Source organism: Enterobacter sp. S-33 (genome assembly GCF_028735835.1).
GTDB lineage: Bacteria > Pseudomonadota > Gammaproteobacteria > Enterobacterales > Enterobacteriaceae > Enterobacter > Enterobacter vonholyi.
Genome location: NZ_CP117838.1, coordinates 4,319,369 through 4,341,477 on the forward strand (window position 1 = coordinate 4,319,369; position 22,109 = coordinate 4,341,477).

At 56.3% G+C, this 22,109-nt stretch carries 22 protein-coding genes; 13 read left to right on the forward strand and 9 right to left on the reverse strand.

What is annotated here, in order from left to right; translation table 11 throughout:
• Window positions 1–253: 253 nt before the first annotated feature.
• A complete protein-coding gene (locus PUP35_RS20590) occupies window positions 254–757 on the reverse strand; it encodes a phenolic acid decarboxylase (protein ID WP_008503103.1) in 504 nt (167 codons plus the stop codon).
• A gap of 99 nt (window positions 758–856) precedes the next feature.
• Between PUP35_RS20590 and PUP35_RS20595 the strand changes: the two genes are divergently transcribed.
• Both PUP35_RS20595 and PUP35_RS20600 read left to right on the forward strand, forming a co-directional pair.
• Window positions 857–1,738 carry a LysR family transcriptional regulator gene (locus tag PUP35_RS20595; protein WP_274241180.1) on the forward strand — a complete coding sequence of 294 codons (882 nt, stop codon included), beginning with the start codon at window positions 857–859 and terminating at the stop codon, window positions 1,736–1,738.
• A 32-nt stretch (window positions 1,739–1,770) separates the two neighbouring features.
• On the forward strand, window positions 1,771–2,565 hold the full coding sequence (locus tag PUP35_RS20600) for an SDR family NAD(P)-dependent oxidoreductase (RefSeq protein WP_115876820.1): 795 nt from the start codon (window positions 1,771–1,773) through the stop codon (window positions 2,563–2,565).
• 5 nt (window positions 2,566–2,570) lie between these two features.
• On the opposite strand, the gene PUP35_RS20605 is transcribed toward PUP35_RS20600, so the two are convergent.
• Window positions 2,571–3,098: an NlpC/P60 family protein gene (locus PUP35_RS20605; RefSeq protein WP_407719102.1), complete on the reverse strand. Its 528-nt coding sequence runs from the start codon at window positions 3,096–3,098 to the stop codon at window positions 2,571–2,573.
• A gap of 240 nt (window positions 3,099–3,338) precedes the next feature.
• On the opposite strand from PUP35_RS20605, the gene PUP35_RS20610 reads away from it, so the two are divergent.
• Window positions 3,339–4,001 (forward strand): HAD family hydrolase, encoded by a 663-nt coding sequence (locus PUP35_RS20610; RefSeq protein WP_274241183.1) that lies wholly within the window; start codon window positions 3,339–3,341, stop codon window positions 3,999–4,001.
• 60 nt (window positions 4,002–4,061) lie between these two features.
• Here PUP35_RS20610 and PUP35_RS20615 read toward each other — a convergent pair whose 3' ends face one another.
• The gene (locus tag PUP35_RS20615; RefSeq protein ID WP_274241185.1) at window positions 4,062–5,087 is read right to left on the reverse strand and encodes a TerC/Alx family metal homeostasis membrane protein; all 1,026 of its coding nucleotides are present in this window, start codon (window positions 5,085–5,087) and stop codon (window positions 4,062–4,064) included.
• 169 nt (window positions 5,088–5,256) lie between these two features.
• Complete coding sequence (locus PUP35_RS20620; protein WP_115876818.1) at window positions 5,257–5,655, reverse strand: potassium channel family protein; 399 nt, start codon at window positions 5,653–5,655, stop codon at window positions 5,257–5,259.
• Between the two features lie 317 nt (window positions 5,656–5,972).
• Between PUP35_RS20620 and PUP35_RS20625 the strand changes: the two genes are divergently transcribed.
• Window positions 5,973–7,307 (forward strand): MFS transporter, encoded by a 1,335-nt coding sequence (locus PUP35_RS20625; RefSeq protein WP_274241187.1) that lies wholly within the window; start codon window positions 5,973–5,975, stop codon window positions 7,305–7,307.
• A gap of 37 nt (window positions 7,308–7,344) precedes the next feature.
• Here the strand turns inward: PUP35_RS20625 and PUP35_RS20630 are convergent, their stop codons facing one another.
• Window positions 7,345–8,082: an IclR family transcriptional regulator gene (locus PUP35_RS20630; protein WP_111963718.1), complete on the reverse strand. Its 738-nt coding sequence runs from the start codon at window positions 8,080–8,082 to the stop codon at window positions 7,345–7,347.
• A gap of 169 nt (window positions 8,083–8,251) precedes the next feature.
• Here PUP35_RS20630 and PUP35_RS20635 point away from each other — a divergent pair, with 169 nt between their 5' ends.
• Both PUP35_RS20635 and PUP35_RS20640 read left to right on the forward strand, forming a co-directional pair.
• Entirely contained in the window at window positions 8,252–8,944 is a 693-nt protein-coding gene (locus tag PUP35_RS20635; RefSeq protein ID WP_115876815.1) for an RraA family protein, read from the forward strand.
• On the forward strand, window positions 8,944–9,882 hold the full coding sequence (locus tag PUP35_RS20640) for an NAD(P)-dependent oxidoreductase (RefSeq protein WP_274243338.1): 939 nt from the start codon (window positions 8,944–8,946) through the stop codon (window positions 9,880–9,882). Before PUP35_RS20635 ends, PUP35_RS20640 begins: the two co-directional genes overlap by 1 nt.
• A 32-nt stretch (window positions 9,883–9,914) precedes the next feature.
• Here PUP35_RS20640 and PUP35_RS20645 read toward each other — a convergent pair whose 3' ends face one another.
• Window positions 9,915–11,111: an NAD(P)/FAD-dependent oxidoreductase gene (locus PUP35_RS20645; protein WP_274241188.1), complete on the reverse strand. Its 1,197-nt coding sequence runs from the start codon at window positions 11,109–11,111 to the stop codon at window positions 9,915–9,917.
• 228 nt (window positions 11,112–11,339) lie between these two features.
• Between PUP35_RS20645 and pitA the strand changes: the two genes are divergently transcribed.
• The 3 genes from pitA (at window position 11,340) to PUP35_RS20660 (ending at window position 13,787) form a co-directional block, all read left to right on the forward strand.
• Window positions 11,340–12,839 (forward strand): inorganic phosphate transporter PitA, encoded by a 1,500-nt coding sequence (gene pitA, locus PUP35_RS20650; protein WP_127732547.1) that lies wholly within the window; start codon window positions 11,340–11,342, stop codon window positions 12,837–12,839.
• 173 nt (window positions 12,840–13,012) lie between these two features.
• Entirely contained in the window at window positions 13,013–13,402 is a 390-nt protein-coding gene (locus tag PUP35_RS20655) for a polymorphic toxin type 44 domain-containing protein (RefSeq protein WP_201268158.1), read from the forward strand.
• Window positions 13,380–13,787, forward strand: a complete 408-nt coding sequence (locus PUP35_RS20660; protein WP_127732549.1) for a hypothetical protein — start codon at window positions 13,380–13,382, stop codon at window positions 13,785–13,787. Before PUP35_RS20655 ends, PUP35_RS20660 begins: the two co-directional genes overlap by 23 nt.
• Window positions 13,788–13,830: 43 nt before the next feature.
• Here PUP35_RS20660 and uspB read toward each other — a convergent pair whose 3' ends face one another.
• The gene (gene uspB / locus PUP35_RS20665) at window positions 13,831–14,166 is read right to left on the reverse strand and encodes a universal stress protein UspB (RefSeq protein WP_003861224.1); all 336 of its coding nucleotides are present in this window, start codon (window positions 14,164–14,166) and stop codon (window positions 13,831–13,833) included.
• Window positions 14,167–14,449: 283 nt separating this feature from the next.
• Between uspB and uspA the strand changes: the two genes are divergently transcribed.
• Window positions 14,450–14,887 carry a universal stress protein UspA gene (gene uspA / locus PUP35_RS20670; RefSeq protein WP_003861223.1) on the forward strand — a complete coding sequence of 146 codons (438 nt, stop codon included), beginning with the start codon at window positions 14,450–14,452 and terminating at the stop codon, window positions 14,885–14,887.
• Between the two features lie 92 nt (window positions 14,888–14,979).
• Here the strand turns inward: uspA and rsmJ are convergent, their stop codons facing one another.
• Window positions 14,980–15,732 (reverse strand): 16S rRNA (guanine(1516)-N(2))-methyltransferase RsmJ, encoded by a 753-nt coding sequence (gene rsmJ / locus PUP35_RS20675; protein WP_017384177.1) that lies wholly within the window; start codon window positions 15,730–15,732, stop codon window positions 14,980–14,982.
• A 7-nt stretch (window positions 15,733–15,739) separates the two neighbouring features.
• Window positions 15,740–17,782 carry an oligopeptidase A gene (gene prlC / locus PUP35_RS20680; protein ID WP_274241193.1) on the reverse strand — a complete coding sequence of 681 codons (2,043 nt, stop codon included), beginning with the start codon at window positions 17,780–17,782 and terminating at the stop codon, window positions 15,740–15,742.
• A gap of 207 nt (window positions 17,783–17,989) precedes the next feature.
• On the opposite strand from prlC, the gene PUP35_RS20685 reads away from it, so the two are divergent.
• The 3 genes from PUP35_RS20685 (at window position 17,990) to PUP35_RS20695 (ending at window position 22,088) form a co-directional block, all read left to right on the forward strand.
• On the forward strand, window positions 17,990–18,832 hold the full coding sequence (locus PUP35_RS20685; RefSeq protein WP_032640380.1) for a 23S rRNA (adenine(2030)-N(6))-methyltransferase RlmJ: 843 nt from the start codon (window positions 17,990–17,992) through the stop codon (window positions 18,830–18,832).
• 71 nt (window positions 18,833–18,903) lie between these two features.
• The gene (gene gorA, locus PUP35_RS20690) at window positions 18,904–20,256 is read left to right on the forward strand and encodes a glutathione-disulfide reductase (protein ID WP_274241197.1); all 1,353 of its coding nucleotides are present in this window, start codon (window positions 18,904–18,906) and stop codon (window positions 20,254–20,256) included.
• A 182-nt stretch (window positions 20,257–20,438) separates the two neighbouring features.
• On the forward strand, window positions 20,439–22,088 hold the full coding sequence (locus tag PUP35_RS20695) for an alpha,alpha-trehalase (protein WP_133295295.1): 1,650 nt from the start codon (window positions 20,439–20,441) through the stop codon (window positions 22,086–22,088).
• Window positions 22,089–22,109: the final 21 nt, after the last annotated feature.

Genomic DNA, 22,109 nt, shown 5'->3' on the forward strand with positions numbered 1-22,109 from the left:
CATAAACTTATATCAAAGTATCTCTCTTTCCTTAGGGAAAAATTAAGACAGCGTTTACAACGCTATAAGACAACTAGCAGCCAATTGAAAAACAACAAGTTAATTTAATATTAAATATTTTTGATGTGATCTTCCGCAACATTTTGAAATGGGATGATTTAAACCATACATCAACAAACAAAAAAAATCCCGGCTATTTCAAAATAATATGAAATAGCCGGGAACTTTTCTTTTTAGTTAATTGTCGCGCTTATTACAGGTTATCTGGAAAGTTTTTCGGTAATTCACTGGCCGCGCAGGCGATCACACTTTCATTATTGGCACCGCAGTCGCGTACAAAGGTGATTGTGGCAAATTCATCAATCACTTCGGTTGGATACGCCGGGCCCGCATCGCGATAGCTGTTCATCAGCGGAATATGATCGTTCTGGAAGCAGACTGTTTTTTCCGGATTGTTCATCACCCAGCGCGGGAAGAAGATGGTGCCGTGGAACAGTTTGTCGCCCAGGTTCACAATCAGGCTGACGTCAGTGCCGGTTGGCTCGGTCCAGGAAATTTTATAGATGCTCTCCCCTACCCGCACGATGTAAGCCTGCTGATCTTTCACCCAACGGTTTGCCACCAGGCCGCTGTGAATACGGTAATCAAGCGTGGTCTCATTTTTGACGTAAATCTCGTAGTTCCAGCCGTTGTCGTAGGTATAAACAAGGTGTTTGCCAACGAAGCCGCTTAAGTCGTGTTTGTCGAAGGTGTTCATAAGATGTCTCCTTTGTTTTGATGAGACGATCGTACCCCTTCAAAAAATGAATGAATAACGCTATGTTTTAATCAAATTCATCCAAAATTTAGATAAATTATGCACAAGACGACGCTGGAACAATGGTCTTTACTGGCGAAAGTGGTGGAAGCGGGCAGCTTTGCCAAAGCCGCGGAAGAAACCCACCGCAGCCAGTCCTCGGTGAGCTATAACCTGTCGCTGCTGCAGGAGCGACTCGGCGTGGCGCTGCTGGTGCCGGAGGGGCGACGGGCGGTGTTAACGCCGGCAGGAGAACTGCTGCTCAACCAGGTTAAACCGCTGCTGAAAGCCTTTTCGTACGTTGAGACGCGCGCAGCGACCCTTCGCAACGGAATGCGCACGCGGCTGGATCTGGTGGTGGACTCCATTTTCCCGCGCCGCCGCCTGTTCGCTATTCTACGTGAGTTCCAGCAGCAGTATCCGCAGACCCAGGTACGTCTGACCGAGGTGCTGGAAAATACCCGCGCCGATGCCATTAACGACGAAGCCGATGTGATGGTCTTAACCCGCCGCCAGGATATTACCGGGCTCGGCGAATGGCTGATGAATATCGACTTTGTTGCCGTGGCCCATCATCAGCATCCCCTCTTTCACCTCGACGCGCCGCTTAACGACGACATGCTACGCCCGTGGCCGCTTATTCAGATTGCGGACAGCCAGCCCGCCGCGCGCGCGGCCGGCGAGTCGTGGACCTTCTCCACCATCGATGCCGCCATTGAGGCCGTGGTCTCTCAGGTCGGCTACGGCTGGCTGCCGGAGGAACGTATCCAGACCCAGCTGGATCAGGGCGTGCTGAAACGCCTGCCGCTGAGCCACGGCGCACGCAGAGCAACGCCGCTACATCTGATTGTAAAGCGCTCTCTCGCCCCGCTTGATGAGCAGGTTGAGACGCTATTGCGCCTTTTTAGCCAGGAGCCGCCATCCTCACCTGCTACGCTTTAAGGTCCGAACGTTAAAACGATAAGGAGCAGATGATGAAAATCGACTTTGCGGGGAAAGTGGCGCTGGTAACCGCCTCAACCGGCGGGATCGGATTCGCCATTGCCAGAGGTCTGGCAGAAAGCGGTGCGGAAGTGATCGTCAATGGCCGGAGCACGGAATCGGTGAATAGAGGCATTCAGCAGCTGCAGCAGGTAGTGCCAGGCGTACAGGTGCGCGCCGCGATTGCCGATCTCAGCACGGCGGAAGGGGTAGAATCGCTGCTGAAGGTGGCGAATAACGTCGATATTCTGGTCAACAACGCCGGGATTTACGGTCCGCAGGATTTCTATGCCACCGACGATGAGACCTGGGAGCGTTACTGGCAGACCAACGTGATGTCCGGCGTACGCCTGTCCCGCGCCCTGCTGCCGGGCATGGTGCAGAAAGGCTGGGGACGCGTGGTGTTTATCTCGTCCGAGTCGGCCTGCAATATTCCGGCAGATATGATCCACTACGGCGTGACCAAAACGGCGCAGCTCTCGCTGGCGCGCGGGCTGGCGAAGTTCGTGGCGGGAAGCGGCGTGACGGTCAACAGCGTCTTGCCGGGGCCAACGATGTCTGACGGTTTCGCAGAGATGATGAAAGATGAAATCGAAAAAACCGGCAAATCGCTGGAGCAGCTGGCGAAAGAGTTTGTGATGGCCAACCGCCCCAGCTCGGTTATCCAGCGCGCGGCCACGGTTGAAGAGGTGGCCAATATGGTGATTTATGTCTGTTCGACCCAGGCCTCCGCCACCTCGGGCGCGGCGCTGCGCGTCGATGGTGGCGTCGTGGATGACATCATCTGATGCAGTCAGGCCGCGCTGCCTGCGACCCGACGAGCGGTAATATAGTGTGCTTGCCAGTAATCATCCGTCAGGGTTGAAACCGTTACGCCCTGGCTGCTTGAGGCATGAATAAACTGGCTGTCGCCAATATAAACGCCAACGTGCTTGCGGTTCGGACCCGTCTGGAAGAATACCAGGTCTCCGGGCCTCAGGCGATATTGCGCCACCTGCACGCCGCGATGAATTTGCTCGCGCGTTGTGCGCGGCAAATTAAGGTGTGCCGCATCGCTAAACAGGTGCTGCATCAGCGCGGAGCAATCCACCCCGCGATGCGTGGTTCCGCCCCACCGGTACTGGGTGCCTTTCCATTTCTGGTATTGATCGAGAATACGCGAGCGCAGCGGGCCTGTTTCCTGATGCACCAGCGCAGATTTCGCCGGTGAAACTGCCAGCTCACTGTTCATCGAGACCATCGACGCTGGAAGTTGAAAGCTAAACGCAGAAAACGAAGCAAAACTTAACGTGAGGATTGAAATAAGCGATCTAAGAGTCATATCAAGAAAGAAGTAGTGAGTGAGTTTTTCCTTACCTGTGGGGTTCAATGGGTTCCCCTAAATATCTTGCGATGTGGCGATAATATAGACAGGTCGTTTTTTCGCCAATCCTTATCGAGGCCAAAAATAGACTGACTTTGAGATCGCAAGATCGAGAAAAAAATGGTGGGGATATAAGGACTGTCCTGCTAAAGCAGGTAAACTGATCCGCAGAATGTGTATTTCAGCTAAGACGTATTTATGACCAATATGATTGCCGACGAGACGGTGGCAAAATCTAACGTGCTCTCTGTCTTTGACTTTGACGGGACGTTAACGCACCACGACAGCTTTATTCCTTTCCTGCGTTTTGCCTTCGGTAAACGTTACTTCGCGGGCCGCCTGGTGCGTATGGCGCTGCCCACGCTCCACTGCGTGCGTCGCAAGCTGACGCGCGATGAGCTGAAGGAAGTGCTGATTAAAACGTTCCTGACGGGCGTGGATGAACACTGGCTGCGCCAGCAGGCGGAAGCGTTTTGCGAAAAATACTGGAGCAAACTGATGCGTCCCGAAGGGGTTCTGGCGGTGGCGGCTGAGGTGAATTCCGGTGCGGAAGTGACCATCTGTTCCGCATCCCCGGCGCTGGTGCTCCAGCCGTGGGCTGACAAACTGGGCATTAAGCTGATTGGCACGCAGCTGGAAGTGAAAGACGGCAAGCTGACGGGGCGCATCACGGGCAATAACTGCCGCTGCGCCCAGAAGGTGGCCAGGCTGGAAAAAGTGTATGGCGATCTCAACGCCTATCACCTGCGCGCCTGGGGAGACACCCGCGGCGACCACGAGCTGCTGGCGGCGGCGCAGGATCCGCACTGGCGGCACTTCCATCACCCGCGCAAGCGTCGGAATTCACCGATTAAGGGTTAGGAGCGGTCTGGTGCCCTCACCCCAGCCCTCTCCCACACGGAGAGGGAGAAAAACGATGCATCAGGCCTCACGTTTTCCCGGGAACATCACGCTCGCAATAATTCCCAGCGCCAGCACGCCCAATACCACAAACAGGCTGGCCGTGGCGCCAATGCTGTAACCGTGATGCCAAAAGTGATCGGTGGCATTTAACCCCAGCTTGAACGCCACGAAGAACAGCAGAAGCACCACCGCTTTCTCGAGATGCACCAGATACTGCTTCAGCGCTTCCAGCACGAAGTAAAGCGTACGCAGGCCAAGAATGGCGAACATCATGGCGCTGTAGATAATCAGCGGTTCGCGGCTCACGGCAATAATGGCCGGCACGGAGTCAAACGCGAACATCACGTCAGAGAGTTCGACGACGGCCACGCAAAGTAATAGCGGCGTCGCATAGCGCTTCGCCTTCTTCACGCGTCCGACCATCACGTCCTGGTTTTCCGGCTTTTCAAGCTCCGCATCCACCTCTTTCTGCGTCAGAATAAAGGCATTGCTGCTGATTTTTGGCCAGACCGGATAGAAGCGCTTCACCAGACGATAGGCGAGATGACCCGAGTAATCTTCCACTTCGTCACTCTCTTCATTACGTCTGAGCATCATCACCGCCGTCCAGCCGACGACCAGCGCGAAAATCACTTCGACGTAGGGCCCCAGGCTTAACAGGCTGGTGCCGATAGCCACGAAAATACCGCGGAAGACAATTGCCCCCAGCACGCCCCAGTAGAGCACGCGGTGACGGTACTTATCCGGCACGCCGAACCAGGCGAAGATCGCCATCATCACGAACAGGTTATCAATGGAAAGCACCTCTTCCAACGCGTAGCCGGTGAGGAACAGGCTCGCCATCTCGGCGCCGTGGTGAACGTACAGGAACCCGGCGAAGGCCATCGCCATCATGACCCAGAAAACGGACCACATCGCCGCGCTTTTCAGCGAGATCGGTTTATCGTGACGGTGCATAAAGAGGTCGATAAACATCGCTCCAACGGCCATCACCACAAAGACAACAACGGTTTCAGTCGGGAAACCGAGATGAGCAGCAGACATACAAAACCCTTTTGGCAGACAAAACACAACACCATGCAAACTGGCGTAAACCAGGAACAGAAAAGGGTGGGCTGTTAATCAGCCTTTTCACCCTCAAAGCCGCAGCCCTGTCGGCTACGTAAAGAGGGGTGTACTTTACCTTACCAGGCGGGGATCGCGCATCTGCCGTTTAGGCGCTCATTCCGCGCAAGCGCTGCAGCACCGCGACCAGAACCGCCACAGACCAGCCTACCATCAACGCGCCCACCAGTCCTTCTACCCCGCCGATGAGCCGCCAGTGCTGGGGTAACGTGACGTCGCCGTACCCTACCGTCGCATAGCTCACCAGTGAAAAGTAGAAGCTGGTGTTCCAGTCATTAAACGCGTCGATGACAAAATAAAACGCCGCAAACAGTCCGGCCTCAAGGAGATGGGCGAAGATCATGGAGATCACGATACCGACATTGCGTAAAACAATGCGTACCGCAGAATCGACGTCTAATTTAATGAATTTTAAAACGCCAAACATCCACAGCGAATGAATCACCACGGTTAGGGTAAGCAAAATAATAATACTGAGTAGCTGCATGATGCGTGCTCTGACCAAAGGGAGTATGGCCCCGCGAGCGCGGCGTGGCATCTGGTCGAAGCTTAGTTGAACGGAGAGGAAAAGTTGGTGCAATAATTGCGTTGCGTGATTATTTCTCTGCCGGCACGACCAGCTTGCGGCTGGTTAGCAGCTGAAAACGCTATATCCGCAGCGCACTATCTGTGAGTCACCTCTTATTTACATCATTTAAACCTTCCATTAACTGGATAAAAATAACGCGCCGTCGCTATAGTGGTTTTGTTTAATAAAACTAAGTTGTACTTAATAAAACAAAGAACACACCCTGCGAGGATACAATGACAGAACATTTACGTAACGGCGCGACCGCCACCGAGGACATAGAAAGAGAGACGATGCGGAAGGTGATCTGGCGTATTCTCCCGTTTCTGATTGTCAGTTACCTGGTCTCCATTATCGATCGCGGGAATATCGGCATGGCTTCGCTGCAGATGAATGAGGACCTTGGCCTCAGCAAAGCGGCGTTTGGCTTCGCCAGCAGCCTTTACTTCGTGGCCTATTTTTTGTTTGAGGTACCCAGTAATCTGGCCATGCAGAAAGTCGGCGCCCGGCTGTGGATCCCGCGCATTATGATCAGCTGGGGCATCGTCTCCATGGGCATGGCGCTGGTTCAAAACACCACGTCGCTCTATATCGTCCGTTTTCTTCTCGGGGCAGCGGAAGCAGGCTTCTTCCCGGGCGTCGTGCTGTATCTGACCTGGTGGATCCCTTCCCGCTACCGCGCGCGCATTATTGCGTCCTTTATGGTCGCCATCCCGCTCGCTAACTTCATCGGTTCCCCGCTTTCAGGGTTGATACTGTCGCTGGATGGCTGGCTGGGTCTTCGCGGCTGGCATCTGCTGTTCATCATTGAAGGCTTACCTGCGGTGCTGCTGGGTATTGCGGCCTGGTTTATTCTCCGGGATCGCCCTCATCAGGCGAAATGGCTGAGCAATGAACAGAAAAAGTGGCTGGAAACCACGCTGGAAACCGAGCGGAGCCAGCAAAAGAACATTGGGCATCAGACGACGTGGCAGTTGCTGAAGCATCGCCAAATCTGGCTGATGGCGCTGATTTACGCGGGCGCATCGTCCGCGGGCACCACCATCAGCGTCTGGTCTCCTCAACTGCTGAAATCCTTCCATCTCGATAATCTTGAGACAGGTCTGCTTAACGCCATTCCTTACGGCCTGGCATCGGTTCTGATGATTGTCTGGGGACGACATTCCGATCGCACCAACGAACGCCGCTGGCATACCGCGCTGACGCTGTTCATGATTGCTGCGGGCGTGTTCGCTGCCTTTGTAAGCGTCTCGCTCTTTGCCACTATCGTGATCCTGAGCATTATCCTGACGGGTGCGTATTCTATGAAAGGACCTTTCTGGGCGCTGGCATCCGGCTGGATGAGCAGCTCCTCGGCAGCGGCGGGGCTGGCCGCGATTGGCGCCATCGCGAACCTGATTGGCGGGGCGGTAATGGTAAATGCCTACGGCATGATCAGCGAGAGAACGGGCAGCTACACTCTGGCTATGCTTCCGCTGGCCGCGCTTTGCCTGACCGGGGGTATCGCGGTGCTCATTATGGGACGGCAGGCCCGCAACGCTCAGCTACACGAAAAACAGGTCACACATTAGTGATGACAGAAGCGGGACAAATGTCCCGCTTCTGCGTTTAAAGATTTTCTTCCGCCGCGTCGCTCGTTTCACCAAAGAACTGCTGACAGAAGGGCTTACTGGCTCCCATTTTCTGCGACAGACGGCTGGCCGCCGCCTTCATCAATGGCCCTATCTCCTTCTCACGACGATCTTCCGTCAGCCGTGAGATGGGGCCGGTCAGGGCTAACGCCGCAACCAGCTTGTCGTGAACGCCGAAGACGGGCATCGCAAACGCCGCGGTGTGGGGATCGCGTGCGCCTGACGTATAGAAAGGGAGTTCTGCTTCTCCCTCCGGCAGGCTTTCATTGAGCCCCCAATGGCGCAAGACCTTACTAATGGCCGAATTATCGAGCGGGAACTGGCTGCCGGGAAGATTGCTGTGTCGCAGGCCGTGCGACGCTTCCGCGCGAAACAGGCAAAGGCGCTGCCCACCCTCCAGCACATACCAGCTGGCACTCTCCTGAGACGCCAGGGAGAGCGCCTGAAGCTCTGGCTGAACCACCCGCGAAAGATGGAAAGATTGTTCATACAGCTTGCCGAGGTAAAGCAGACGTGGGCCAAGCGCATAATTGCCGTCTTCATGCCTGACGACGTAATTCATCCGTTCAAGAGAATTCATCAGGCGGTAAACCGTGGTTTTGTGATAACCCGACAGCTGTGCCAGCGCGGTCAGCGTCAGGCTCTCATCTCCAGGACGGAAGCAATCCAGTAAAGCCAGCGCTTTTTCAACCGCTACAACGCCTTCATTCCCCATCATTATCTCCTTGTTAGCCCGGCAGTGAGTGTACCTCAAATTTTGTGAGTCACTTCGTGTTTACATCACAAACGCCACCTCGGGTCTGGCTAAAAGGAAAGCAACACCGCTATAGTTGTTTTGTTCTGTACACCTGCATTTTACTCAGTAAAACAATATGGAGGCATTCATGTCCGTTTCTGAAAAAAAACCGATTAATCGCCAGTTCGAACGCGTTTCTGCCGAGGATGTTCGTCGGGCTGCCGAGTATCAGGCAGCCATTCTGGCCGACGTGGCCGGTCGCCGCGGTACGCTTCACGGCCGCATCAAACCGCTGGCCCCACACATGTCCGTTGCGGGTCCAGCCATCACCGTGGAAGTCCGTCCGGGTGATAATCTGGCGATTCATGCCGCGATGGCGGTTGCGCAGCCCGGCGATGTCCTGGTCGTCGATGGCAAAGGCGACCTGAGCTGCGCGCTGCTCGGCGAAATCATGGCTACTCAGGCTCAGGCAAGCGGCATTGCGGGCATCATTATTGACGGCGCTGTACGTGACGCCGATTCTCTGAGCAAAGGCCACTACCCTGTCTTTTCTGCCGGCCTGAACCCCTGCGGCCCGACAAAGTTAATTTCTGGCCGGGTTAATCATCCCATTTCAGTCGCCGGGGCGACGGTTCAGGCCGGGGATCTGGTTGTGGCGGATATCGACGGCGTGGTCGTCATCCCGCGCGATGAGGTTCAGCAGGTTATCGCGCTGGCAAAAGAAAAGCTGGAGATGGAGACCCGGCGTCTTGCTGCCATCCGTGAAGGCGATTTGCGTCCACACTGGCTTGATGACGCGCTTCGTAAGGCCGGTATGTTGACCGACGGGGAGACGCTGTGATGGGGGGCAAAGACGTAGTTCTGGTTACCGGAAGCGACCTGGCGGAGCAGGCCATGGTGATTTTGCAGGGCTTTGAGGTGGTGTTTGCGGGCCGCCAGCCGACAGAAGATGACCTGATCGCGCTGTGTGAACGACACAATCCTGTGGCGATCCTGGTACGTTACGGCAGGATCACCGCGAAGGTTATGGATGCCGCCCCGGCTCTGCAGGTTATTTCCAAGCACGGAAGCGGGATCGATGTGATAGACCAGACGGCAGCGGCCGAACGCAATATCGCCGTCCGCGCGGCCCCAGGCGCAAACGCAGCGGCAGTGGCTGAACATACCTGGGCGCTGATCCTCGCCTGCGCAAAGTCCGTGGTGCCTCTGGACAAGCGGCTGCGGGACGGGCACTGGGATAAGGCGACGCATAAATCCATTGAGCTGGAGGGCTTAACGCTGGGGCTAATCGGGTTGGGCGCTATCGGCTCGCGCGTGGCGACTATTGGTCACGCCTTCGGCATGAAGGTGCTGGCTTACGATCCCTATGCTAAGTCCATGCCTGCCCTGTGCGAACGCGCAGAGACGCTGACCGGACTTCTTTCCCGTTCCGATGTCATCTCTTTGCACTGTCCGCTGACCGATGAGAATCGGGAGATGATCAATAGCGAGACGCTCGCACACTGCAAGCGGAACGCCATTCTGGTCAATACGGCACGCGGCGGACTGATCCACAGTGAATCGTTACTGGCGGCGCTCCGGGATGGCACGCTGCACAGCGCAGCGCTGGACAGCTTTCCCCACGAGCCGCTGACCGCGCCACATCTCTGGCAGTCCGTAGAAAACGTGGTTATTTCACCGCATATTGGCGGCGTTACCGCAGCGTCATACATCAAGATGGGGACCGTGGCCGCGAGCAATATTCTGGCCGTGACGGACGTCACCACCGTCAGCCCGTAAAGCCAACCGCGACGAGTGGCAGCGCGCTTATGTCACTTGTCTTCTGCCAGCGCCTGAGCACACGCCCAGGCACTTGCCCATGCCCACTGGAAGTTGTACCCGCCGAGCCAGCCGGTCACGTCCATCACTTCGCCAATAAAATAGAGCCCCGGCACGTTGCGCGCTTCCATGGTGCGGGAAGAGAGCTCATTCGTGTCGACCCCGCCCAGCGTAACTTCCGCGGTGCGGTAGCCTTCCGTGCCGTTTGGCTGCACGCGCCAGTTTGTCAGGGTCTCCACCAGAACATCCTGCTCGCGGCTGTTAAGCTGCTTGAGCGACACGTCGGGGATCTGCCCCAGCACCTGCAAACATTCCACCAGACGTTTTGGTAGCTGCATTGCCAGGGTATTTTTCAGGCTCTGGTTCGGGTGTGCGGTACGCTGCTCGTTAAGGAACGCGTCGAGATCGCAATCGGGGAGCAGGTTAACCGTGACGAATTCCCCCGGCTGCCAGTAGCTTGAGATTTGCAGTACCGCCGGGCCAGAGAGGCCGCGATGGGTAAAGAGCAGGTTTTCGCGGAACACCGTCCCGTCTTCGGCGGTAATGACGGAGGGAACAGACACGCCGGACAGCGTCTGGAGCTGCTCGAGAAGCGGTTTATGCAGCGTGAACGGCACCAGCCCGGCGCGCGTAGGCAGGACATTCAGGCCAAACTGCTCGGCGATTTTATAGCCGAACGGGGAAGCGCCCAGCCCCGGCATGGACAGGCCGCCGCTGGCAATCACCAGGCTATCCGCACTGACGGTTTCACCGTTCAGCTGCAGCCTGTAGCCCTGGTCGTCGCGGGAAACCTCCAGCACCTCGGTGCGCAGGCGCATGACCACGCCGCCCTTCTCGCACTCGGCCACCAGCATATCGACAATCTGCTGCGCGGAGTCGTCGCAAAACAGCTGTCCCAGCGTTTTTTCATGCCATGCGATACCGTGCTTACCGACCAGGTCGATAAAGTCCCACTGGGTATAACGCGCCAGCGCAGATTTACAAAAATGACGGTTTTGGCTCAAATAGGCCGCGGGTTCAACATACAGATTAGTAAAGTTGCAGCGCCCGCCGCCGGACATCAGGATCTTACGGCCTGGCTTTTTACCGTTATCCAGCAGCAGCACGCGACGACCCGCCTGTCCGGCCATTGCCGCACAAAACATACCCGCCGCACCGGCGCCAATTACCACGGCATCAAACCTTTCCACGTCAAAACCCTCTTTGTTAACTGCCGCGGATTGTAAAGTTTCCTATGTGGTCACACCAGCGTAAAAAGATATTACAAAGCCATTCCATTGAAATTTAAAGAATATCCTTTCTGGCCCTTTTCTCAAATCAGGTGGTATGTCAAAAAAAGTCTATATTTCACTTTGCCCGCCGCGCATTTGTCCTGGATAATGCGCCGCGTTCATGTCCTCAAAATGGCGTAACGTCCTATGCTACATTTGTTTGCCGGCCTGGATTTACATACCGGGCTTTTATTATTGCTTGCTCTGGTTTTTGTACTGTTTTACGAAGCGATCAACGGCTTCCACGACACTGCAAACGCAGTAGCGACGGTTATCTACACTCGCGCAATGCGATCGCAGCTTGCGGTTGTTATGGCGGCAGTATTTAACTTTTTTGGTGTCCTCCTGGGCGGGCTGAGCGTTGCGTATGCGATTGTGCATATGCTGCCAACGGATCTGCTGCTTAACGTTAGTTCTGGCCATGGCCTCGCTATGGTGTTCTCAATGCTGCTTGCTGCAATTATCTGGAACCTCGGTACCTGGTATTTCGGCCTGCCTGCATCCAGTTCTCACACCCTCATCGGCGCGATTATCGGTATCGGGTTAACCAACGCCCTCATGACCGGTACCTCGGTTGTTGATGCGTTAAATATCCCGAAAGTACTGGGGATCTTTGCCTCACTCATCGTCTCCCCTATCGTGGGTCTGGTGGTGGCGGGCGGGCTGATCTTCATCCTGCGTCGTTACTGGAGCAATACCAAAAAACGCTCCCGTATTCACCTGACGCCAGCAGAGCGTGAAAAGAAAGACGGCAAGAAAAAGCCGCCATTCTGGACGCGTATTGCCCTGATCATTTCCGCTATCGGCGTGGCCTTCTCACACGGCGCGAACGATGGTCAGAAAGGCATTGGTCTGGTGATGCTGGTACTGATTGGCGTTGCACCGGCAGGATTCGTGGTCAACATGAATGCCTCCGGCTACGAAATCACCCGTACCCGTGATGCGGTCAACAACGTTGAAACCTATTTCCAGCAGCACCCTGAGCTGCTGAAAAAAGCGACCGGCGTTGACCAGCTGATCCCTTCTCCGGAAGCCGGTGCCACGACTGCACCCGGCGAGTTCCACTGCCATCCGGCAAACGCGATTAACGCGCTGGAACGTGCCAAAGGGATGCTGGGCAATATCGAAAGTTATGACAAACTGACCGTTGAGCAGCGTGGTCAGCTGCGTCGCATTATGCTGTGCATCTCTGATGTGACGGATAAAGTGGCGAAGCTGCCTGACGTGAATGTTGACGACCAGCGTCTGCTGAAGAAACTGAAAGGCGATATGCTCAACACCATTGAGTACGCGCCAATCTGGATCATCATGGCCGTCGCGCTGGCGCTCGGTATCGGTACGATGATTGGCTGGCGTCGTGTGGCGACCACCATCGGCGAGAAGATCGGTAAGAAAGGCATGACCTATGCGCAGGGCATGTCCGCGCAGATGACGGCGGCAGTGTCTATCGGTCTGGCGAGTTACACCGGTATGCCGGTATCCACCACCCACGTACTCTCCTCGTCCGTAGCAGGTACCATGATTGTTGACGGTGGCGGCCTGCAGCGCAAAACCGTGACCAACATTCTGATGGCCTGGGTGTTCACCCTTCCGGCATCCATCCTGCTGTCTGGCGGGCTGTACTGGATTTCGCTGAAGCTGATTTAATCGGTTGAAGGCGACAAAAAAGCGGGTCAGGAAACTGACCCGCTTTTTTATGGCTGTTATTTGCAATCGAACATTTTATAACATTAGGATTTCCTGAACATTTTTTGCTCAAAAGAATTGCGAAGATAACACTATGATGACGGTCAGAAGAAAAACCAGACAAAGGAGAATGTATGGCTTCTGTCCCTATCTCAGGACCGGGTTCAATCGTTATAGCGAACAATATGCGTGAGGCACGCCTTAACGGAATGTCACGCAATATGGCCACTCCCTCAACGTATTACTGGTTCTACCAAAAAGTCCGAAATGGTGGTCCCTGGGATTACAAAAAGTTCGACCCTTATTTTGCTGCATTTGGTAATTTCAACTTCGGAGCCGCCGGAACTGCAGCAGGCATTCCTGCAAACATCCTTCTTATGGGAGCAGGTTGGGCTCAAAGCCGTGCTGGCACATCAAAACCTGAATGGGGAAAATGGTACGAAAAGCCGCCTTACGGGGACGATCCAACGGACCAACGCAATATCAGAGAAGGAATAGAGTATGCCATTCAAAACGGCTACTAAATGGATTCATCGCCTTGTTACGGTTTCGCTTCTGGCTCTGGTCATTGGATTTGTGTGGCTAAACCACCAGCCCAATCAGCGAAATAACGATGCACTTCAACACGCTTATAAATTATCTGACAGCGTCTGGCTCTATATGACCGTGAACAATCAGGGTGGCGCCACCGTACCCACAATCTACCGTTACTATCTCTCGGAAAAGATAACAGGGAAAGACACCGACATTATCCATCAGTTGGCTAAGAAGCATCCTGTCATTGAAGGTACGGGTACAATTACTGCGGCCAGCATTGATACAAACGGAGACGTTAACATCGCCTATAGCGGGAAGGTTACTTCGATTGAGACCAATATCTCCGATCTTCGGTTCTCAGTTAAGCCCTGAACCAGAGGAAAGAAGGCGGGGCTGACCCCGCCTGCTGTGGTGATCAGTGCCAAATCATCAATGCAATCATGCTGACGACGACCAGGCCACACAGGGCGCTGGTTAAAATGAACTGACGACGCAGGCGCTCGCAGCGACGAATAAATTCTTCATCGTGATGATCGCGGTAGCGCTGGTAGTAGATATATCCCACCAGACGCATCTGTTTGCTGGGCTGTCCATGCGAGGTGAAGAAGCCTCCACCGTCCACATACTGATAAAGCAACGGATCGCAACCACGAAGTACCACTAACAGCGCACGTAACGATGAGAAGTAGCGCGCCATATTCACTATGCAAACTACGCATAACGCCCAAAACAATGCGACGGTGCTAATCATACATCCTCCCCGGCGTCCGCCCACGAAGCAAGGCTTCTGAGCTACCGCACCCCAATGCCCTGACAGACAGTTCAGTGAAAGAATGACCAAAAGTCGATCCGGTTCGCGTTTTAATATCCGAACGGCTCATTTAATAGTGTAGGAGATCCGTTAATTTTTTTGCCACAAGGTTAATCGTTATCAACACCAAAGCTTGAAAAATATGTTTAACTGGGCCGTAATGAAAGCATCAGACGACGGCTTTCCTATTTAGTCATCGATAACTTAAGGAAGGAGTAACACTATGGCTTACAAACACATTCTCATCGCGGTAGACCTCTCCCCGGAGAGCAAAGTGCTGGTTGATAAAGCGGTATCCATGGCACGTCCCTACAACGCGAAAGTTTCGCTGATTCACGTTGACGTGAATTACTCCGACCTCTACACCGGTCTGATCGACGTCAATCTGGGCGATATGCAGAAGCGTATCTCCGAAGAGACGCACCACGCCCTGAGCGAACTCTCCACCAACGCGGGCTACCCGATTACCGAAACCCTGAGCGGCAGCGGTGACCTGGGCCAGGTGCTGGTTGATGCGATCAAGAAATACGACATGGACCTGGTGGTGTGCGGTCACCATCAGGACTTCTGGAGCAAGCTGATGTCTTCCGCGCGCCAGCTGATCAATACCGTCCACGTGGATATGCTGATTGTTCCACTGCGTGACGAAGAAGACGAGTAAGTGCAAAAAAGCCCGGTGGCGCTAACGCTTACCGGGCCTACAGGCGGCACTAAATTTAGGCCGGGTAAGGCGAAGCCGCCACCCGGCTTTTTTTATTCCGGCGTACCTGAGTAGATATCAAACCGGTGCCCTTTGGTGGTCACCGCGTTAGTGGTCGCCACGTCCGCCAGCGGCGGCGCATAGTCAGGGCGCTTCACCACCACCCGCTTCGTTGCGAGCTGACGAGCCGGTTCCAGCAGGCCATCCGCATCCAGATCAGGCCCCACCAGAGACTGAAACACCCGCATCTCTTTCTTCACCAGCGCGCTTTTCTGCTTGTGCGGAAACATCGGGTCGAGATAGACGACCTGCGGGCGCGGGGTGATATCGGTCAGCGCCGTCAGGCTCGAGGCATGGATCAGCTGCAATCGTTCCTGCAACCACGGCCCGATTTCCGGGTCCGCGTAGCCACGCGTCAGACCATCGTCCAGCAACGCGGCCACCACCGGATTACGCTCCAGCATCCGCACGCGACAGCCGACAGACGCCAGCACAAACGCATCGCGCCCCAGCCCCGCCGTGGCATCGACCACGTCCGGGAGGTAGCTCCCTTTGATGCCGACCGCTTTGGCCACCGCTTCACCACGACCGCCACCGAACTTGCGCCGGTGCGCCATCGCGCCGCCGACAAAATCGACGAAAATCCCGCCGAGCTTCGGTTCATCGCGCTTACGTAATTCGAGATGTTCTGGTGTCATCACCAGCGCCATCAGGTTATCTTCATCATGTTCCAGCCCCCAGCGGGCGGCCAGAACAGATAAGGCGCCGTCTCCGGCGCCCGTTTCATCCACTAAGCAGATCTTCACGTAACAATCAGCCTTTGATCCCGTAATGCTCAAGCATCGCATCCAGCTGCGGCTCGCGTCCGCGGAAGCGTTTGAACAGCACCATTGGCTCTTCGGAACCGCCGCGGGTCAGGATATTGTCGAGGAACGACTGGCCGGTTTCACGGTTGAAAATCCCCTCTTCTTCGAAACGAGAGAAGGCATCCGCCGCCAGCACGTCGGCCCACAGGTAGCTGTAGTAACCCGCCGCGTAGCCGCCAGCGAAGATGTGGCTGAACGCGTGCGGGAAGCGGCCCCAGGTTGGCCCAGGGATCACGGCGACCTGCTTTTTAATCTCGGCCAGGGTCTCAAGAATCTTCGCACCCTGCTCCGGGCTGAACTCGGCGTGCAGGCGGAAATCGAACAGGCCGAACTCCAGCTGGCGCAGGATAAACATCGCCGCCTGGTAGTTTTTCGCCGCCAGCATTTTGTCCAGCAGCTCTTTCGGCAGCGGTTCGCCGGTCTCGTAGTGGCCGGAGATAAACGCCAGCGCGTCCGGCTCCCAGCACCAGTTTTCCATAAACTGGCTCGGCAGCTCGACCGCATCCCACGGTACACCGCTGATGCCTGCCACGCCTGCGGTTTCGATGCGGGTCAGCATATGGTGCAGGCCGTGACCGAACTCGTGGAACAGGGTGATCACTTCGTCGTGGGTGAAGAGCGCAGGTTTACCGTTCACCGGACGGTTGAAGTTACAGGTCAGGTAAGCGACCGGCTTCTGCAGAGAACCGTCTGCTTTACGCATCTGGCCCACGCAGTCGTCCATCCACGCCCCGCCGCGCTTGTTCTCACGCGCGTAGAGATCGAGGTAGAAGCTGCCGCGCAGTTCGTTTTTCTCGTCATACAGCTCGAAGAAGCGCACGTCCGGATGCCAGACGTCGATATCGGTACGCTCTTTGGCGGTGATGCCATAGATGCGTTTTACCACTTCGAACAGGCCGTTAACGGCTTTGTTTTCCGGGAAGTACGGGCGCAGCTGCTCGTCGCTGATGCTGTAGAGGTGCTGCTTCTGTTTTTCGCTGTAGTAAGCAATGTCCCACGGCTGCAGCTCGTCCACGCCGAACTCCGCTTTCGCGAAGGCGCGCAGCTGGGCCAGCTCTTTCTCACCCTGCGGACGGGCTCGTTTCGCCAGATCGGTCAGGAAGTCGAGCACCTGCTGCGGGTTCTCCGCCATTTTGGTGGCGAGGGATTTATCGGCGTAGTTTTCGAAGCCCAGCAGCTGGGCCAGCTCGTGGCGCAGGGCGAGGATTTCCGCCATGACCGGGCTGTTATCCCACTTACCGGCGTTTGGCCCCTGATCGGAGGCGCGGGTGCTGTAGGCGCGGTACATCTCTTCGCGCAGGGCCTGGTTGTCGCAGTAGGTCATCACCGGCAGATAGCTCGGGATATCCAGGGTTAACAGGAACCCGTCCTGCTCTTTCGCTTCGGCCTGGGCTTTTGCCGCCGCCAGCGCGCTTTCCGGCATACCCGCCAGCTCCGCTTCATTGGTAATCAGCTTCGTCCAGCCCATAGTGGCGTCGAGCACGTTGTTGCTGTACTGGTTGCCCAGCTCGGACAGTCGCGCGGCGATTTCACCGTAGCGGGTTTGTTTCTCTTTTGGCAGGCCAATCCCGGACAGCTCGAAATCACGCAGGGCGTTATCGACCGATTTTTTCTGCGCCGTGTTCAGTTCGGCATAATGGTCGCCGTCGCGCAGGTCGCGGTAGGCTTTGTAGAGCCCTTCGTGCTGGCCGACCCAGGTGCTGTACTCAGAGAGCAGCGGCAGGGTTTGCTCGTAGGCTTCGCGCAGCTCCGGGCTGTTTTTTACCGAGTTCAGGTGGCTTACCGGGGAGAAGATACGCCCCAGCACGTCGTCCACTTCGGCCAGCGGCTGACACAGATTTTCCCAGGTGTACGGCCCGCCCTGCGCGACCACGCTTTCTACCGCCGTGCGGCAGTTGTCCAGCGATTGCGTAACCGCTGGAACCACATGCTCGGGGAGGATTTTAGAAAACGGTGGCAACGAAAAAGGCGTCAGTAATGGATTGGTCATAAACGCTGTCCTGTTGAAATAGGTGAATGAAGCGCGCATCCGGCGCTGTGCATATGGGATCTAGAATGGGGTTAAGTGTAGAGGATTTCAATGCCGGACGTTGTCGAAAAGAGCCCGGTGGTGCTGCGCTTACCGGGCCTACGGGTAATCTTTGCCGTTCTGCTGTAAACTGTGGCAAATCGTCAATTCAGCGGAATATCATTACCCATGCTCAGTTATCGCCACAGCTTCCACGCAGGCAACCACGCCGACGTCCTTAAACACACCGTTCAGAGCTTGATCATCGAATCGCTCAAAGAGAAAGAGAAGCCGTTTCTCTATCTGGACACCCACGCGGGCGCGGGCCGTTATCAGCTGAGCGGCGAGCATGCCGAGCGTACCGGTGAATATCTGGAAGGGATTGCCCGCATCTGGCAGCAGGACGACCTGCCTGCCGAGCTGGAGCCGTACATCGGCGTGGTGAACCACTTCAACCGCAACGGCCAGCTGCGTTATTACCCGGGCTCGCCGCTGATTGCCCGCCAGCTGCTGCGCGAGCAGGACAGCCTCCAGTTGACCGAGCTGCACCCGAGCGACTTCCCGCTGCTGCGTTCAGAATTCCAGAAAGACAGCCGCGCCCGCGTCGAAAAAGCCGACGGCTACCAGCAGCTTAAGGCCAAACTGCCGCCGGTTTCCCGTCGCGGCCTGGTGCTCATCGACCCGCCGTATGAAATCAAAACCGACTATCAGGCGGTGGTAACCGGTATCCACGAAGGCTACAAGCGCTTCGCCACCGGGACATACGCCCTGTGGTATCCGGTGGTGCTGCGCGCGCAGATCAAACGCATGATCAAAGACCTGGAAGCGACCGGCATCCGCAAGATCCTGCAGATCGAGCTGGCGGTACGTCCGGACAGCGATCAGCGCGGCATGACCGCCTCCGGCATGATTGTAATCAACCCGCCGTGGAAGCTCGAAGCGCAGATGAACAACGTGCTGCCGTGGCTGCATAAAACGCTGGTGCCGGCGGGTACAGGCCACGCTACCGTCAGTTGGATAGTGCCGGAGTAATCGCAGCCATCGGTGGAAACTATTGATTTCAGGTATACAATCGCGGCAATTCACGATTAAGGACAAAAGCTATGACTAAGCATTATGACTACATCGCAATCGGCGGCGGCAGCGGCGGCATCGCCTCCATCAACCGCGCGGCCATGTACGGCCAGAAGTGCGCGCTGATTGAAGCCAAAGCGCTGGGCGGCACCTGCGTGAACGTGGGTTGTGTACCGAAGAAGGTGATGTGGCATGCGGCGCAGATCCGTGAAGCTATCCATATGTATGGCCCGGACTACGGCTTTGACACCACCATCAACCGCTTCGACTGGGACAAGCTGATCGCCAGCCGTACCGCGTACATCGATCGCATTCACACCTCGTACGACAACGTGCTGGGTAAAAATAACGTCGACGTTATCCACGGTTTCGCCCGCTTCGTTGATGCGAAAACGATCGAAGTGAACGGCGAGACGATCACCGCCGATCACATCCTGATCGCCACCGGCGGTCGTCCGAGCCATCCGAACATCCCGGGCGTGGAATACGGCATCGACTCCGACGGTTTCTTCGAGCTGCCAGCCCTGCCTGAGCGCGTTGCCGTGGTAGGCGCGGGATACATCGCGGTTGAACTGGCCGGAGTGATTAACGGCCTGGGCGCAGAAGCGCACCTGTTCGTACGTAAACACGCGCCGCTGCGCAGTTTTGACCCGCTGATTGTCGATACGCTGGTTGAAGTGATGAACACCGAAGGCCCAACCCTGCACACCAACGCCGTACCAAAAGCGGTGGTGAAAAACGCGGACGGAAGCCTGACCCTGGAGCTGGAAGATGGTCGCAGCCAGACCGTTGATTGCCTGATCTGGGCGATTGGCCGTGAACCGGCGAACGATAACTTCAACCTGGGCGTGACTGGCGTGAAAACCGACGAAAAAGGCTATATCGTCGTCGATAAATTCCAGAACACCAGCGTACCGGGCATTTACGCGGTCGGCGACAATACCGGTGCGGTTGAGCTGACGCCGGTCGCCGTTGCGGCGGGTCGTCGTCTCTCCGAGCGCCTGTTTAACAACAAGTCGGACGAGCATCTGGACTACAGCAACATCCCGACCGTGGTCTTCAGCCATCCGCCAATCGGCACCGTCGGCTTAACCGAGCCGCAGGCGCGCGAGCAGTACGGCGACGACCAGGTGAAAGTGTATAAATCGGCGTTCACCGCAATGTATACCGCCGTCACCTCGCACCGTCAGCCGTGCCGCATGAAGCTGGTCTGCGTCGGCCCGGAAGAGAAGATTGTCGGTATCCACGGCATTGGCTTCGGCATGGATGAGATCCTGCAGGGCTTCGCCGTGGCGCTGAAGATGGGCGCAACCAAGAAAGACTTCGATAATACTGTGGCAATCCACCCGACGGCCGCGGAAGAGTTTGTGACCATGCGTTAATCCTGATGCCCCTCCCCGGAGGGGCATTTTTTTTAACATTCATAAATCGTTGCAAAACGAATGCTCCGAAAATAGTGATCTACCGCACATTTCCCTCTCCATCTACCGAAGCGAATGTCTACGCTTATAAGACGCCCGGATAAACCTGTCTTTTGAACACACAACCGGAGGTCCCTATCACCATGTTCAACCAGAAACTACAGGCTACCGAGAACATCGAGTTCGAGATTGCAGAAGAGCTGCGCTACGAGACCGATCCCTGCGAGTTGAAACTGGATGAAATGATTGAGGCGGAGCCGGAACCCGAAATGATCGAGGGGCTACCCGCCTCCGATGCGTTGACGCCCGCAGACCGCTACCTGGAACTGTTCGAACACGTGCAGTCGACGCGGCTGTTTGCGGACAGTAAAACCTTCCCCGACTGCGCGCCGAAGATGGATCCGCTGGATATCCTGATCCGCTACCGCAAGGTCAGACGCCACCGGGATTTCGACCTGCGCCAGTTTGTGGAGAACCACTTCTGGATGCCGGAAACGTACGGCACAGAATATGTCTCCGACCCGGGACTCTCCCTGAAAGAGCACATTGATAACCTGTGGCCGGTGCTGACGCGCGAGCCGCAGGATCATATTCCCTGGTCTTCCCTGCTGGCGCTGCCGCAGGCCTATATCGTCCCCGGCGGGCGCTTCAGCGAGACCTACTACTGGGATTCTTATTTCTCCATGCTGGGGCTGGCGGAGAGCGGCCGTAACGATCTGCTCAAATGTATGGCGGACAACTTCGCCTGGCTGATAGAACGCTACGGGCATATCCCCAACGGCAACCGCACCTATTATCTCAGCCGCTCACAGCCGCCGGTCTTTGCGCTGATGGTGGAGCTGTTTGAGGAGGACGGCGTGCGCGGTGCGAAACGCTATCTTGATCACCTCAAAATGGAGTACGCCTTCTGGATGGACGGTGCGGAGTCGCTGCTGCTTAATCAGGCATACCGCAGCGCCGTGCGCATGCCGGACGGTTCACTGCTCAACCGCTACTGGGATGACCGCGATACCCCACGCGACGAATCGTGGATCGAGGACGTGGAAACCGCGCGCCACTCGGGCCGTCCGCCAAACGAGGTGTATCGCGACCTGCGTGCGGGTGCGGCGTCCGGCTGGGATTACTCGTCCCGCTGGCTGCGCGATCCGTCGCGGCTCGCCAGCATCCGCACGACGCAGTTCATCCCCATCGATCTGAACGCCTTCCTGTTCAAACTGGAAAGCGCTATCGCCAACATCTCGGCGTCGAAAGGAGATAAAGAGACGGCAGAGGAATTCCGCCAGAAAGCCAACGATCGCCGCGCGGCGGTGAACCGCTATCTGTGGGACGAGGAGAGCGGCTGTTACCGCGATTATGACTGGCGGCGCGAAGAGCTGGCGCTGTTTTCTGCCGCCAGCATCGTGCCGCTGTACGTTGGCATGGCAACTCACGAGCAGGCGGAGCGCTTGTCGGATGCAGTCAAGGCACGTCTGCTGACCCCGGGCGGAATTCTGGCGACCGAGTACGAAACCGGCGAGCAGTGGGATAAACCCAACGGCTGGGCGCCGCTGCAGTGGATGGCGATTCAGGGATTCAAGCAGTACGGAAACGACTCGCTGGGGGATGAGATCGCCTGGAGCTGGCTGCATACGGTGAACCATTTCTACAAGACGCACCACAAGCTGATTGAGAAGTACCACATCGCCAGCAGCACGCCGCGCGAAGGTGGCGGGGGTGAGTATCCGCTGCAGGACGGTTTCGGCTGGACGAACGGCGTGGTGCGGCGGCTGATTGGGTTGTATGGGGAGCCTTAAGCAGGGTGCGGTCTTTTCCCC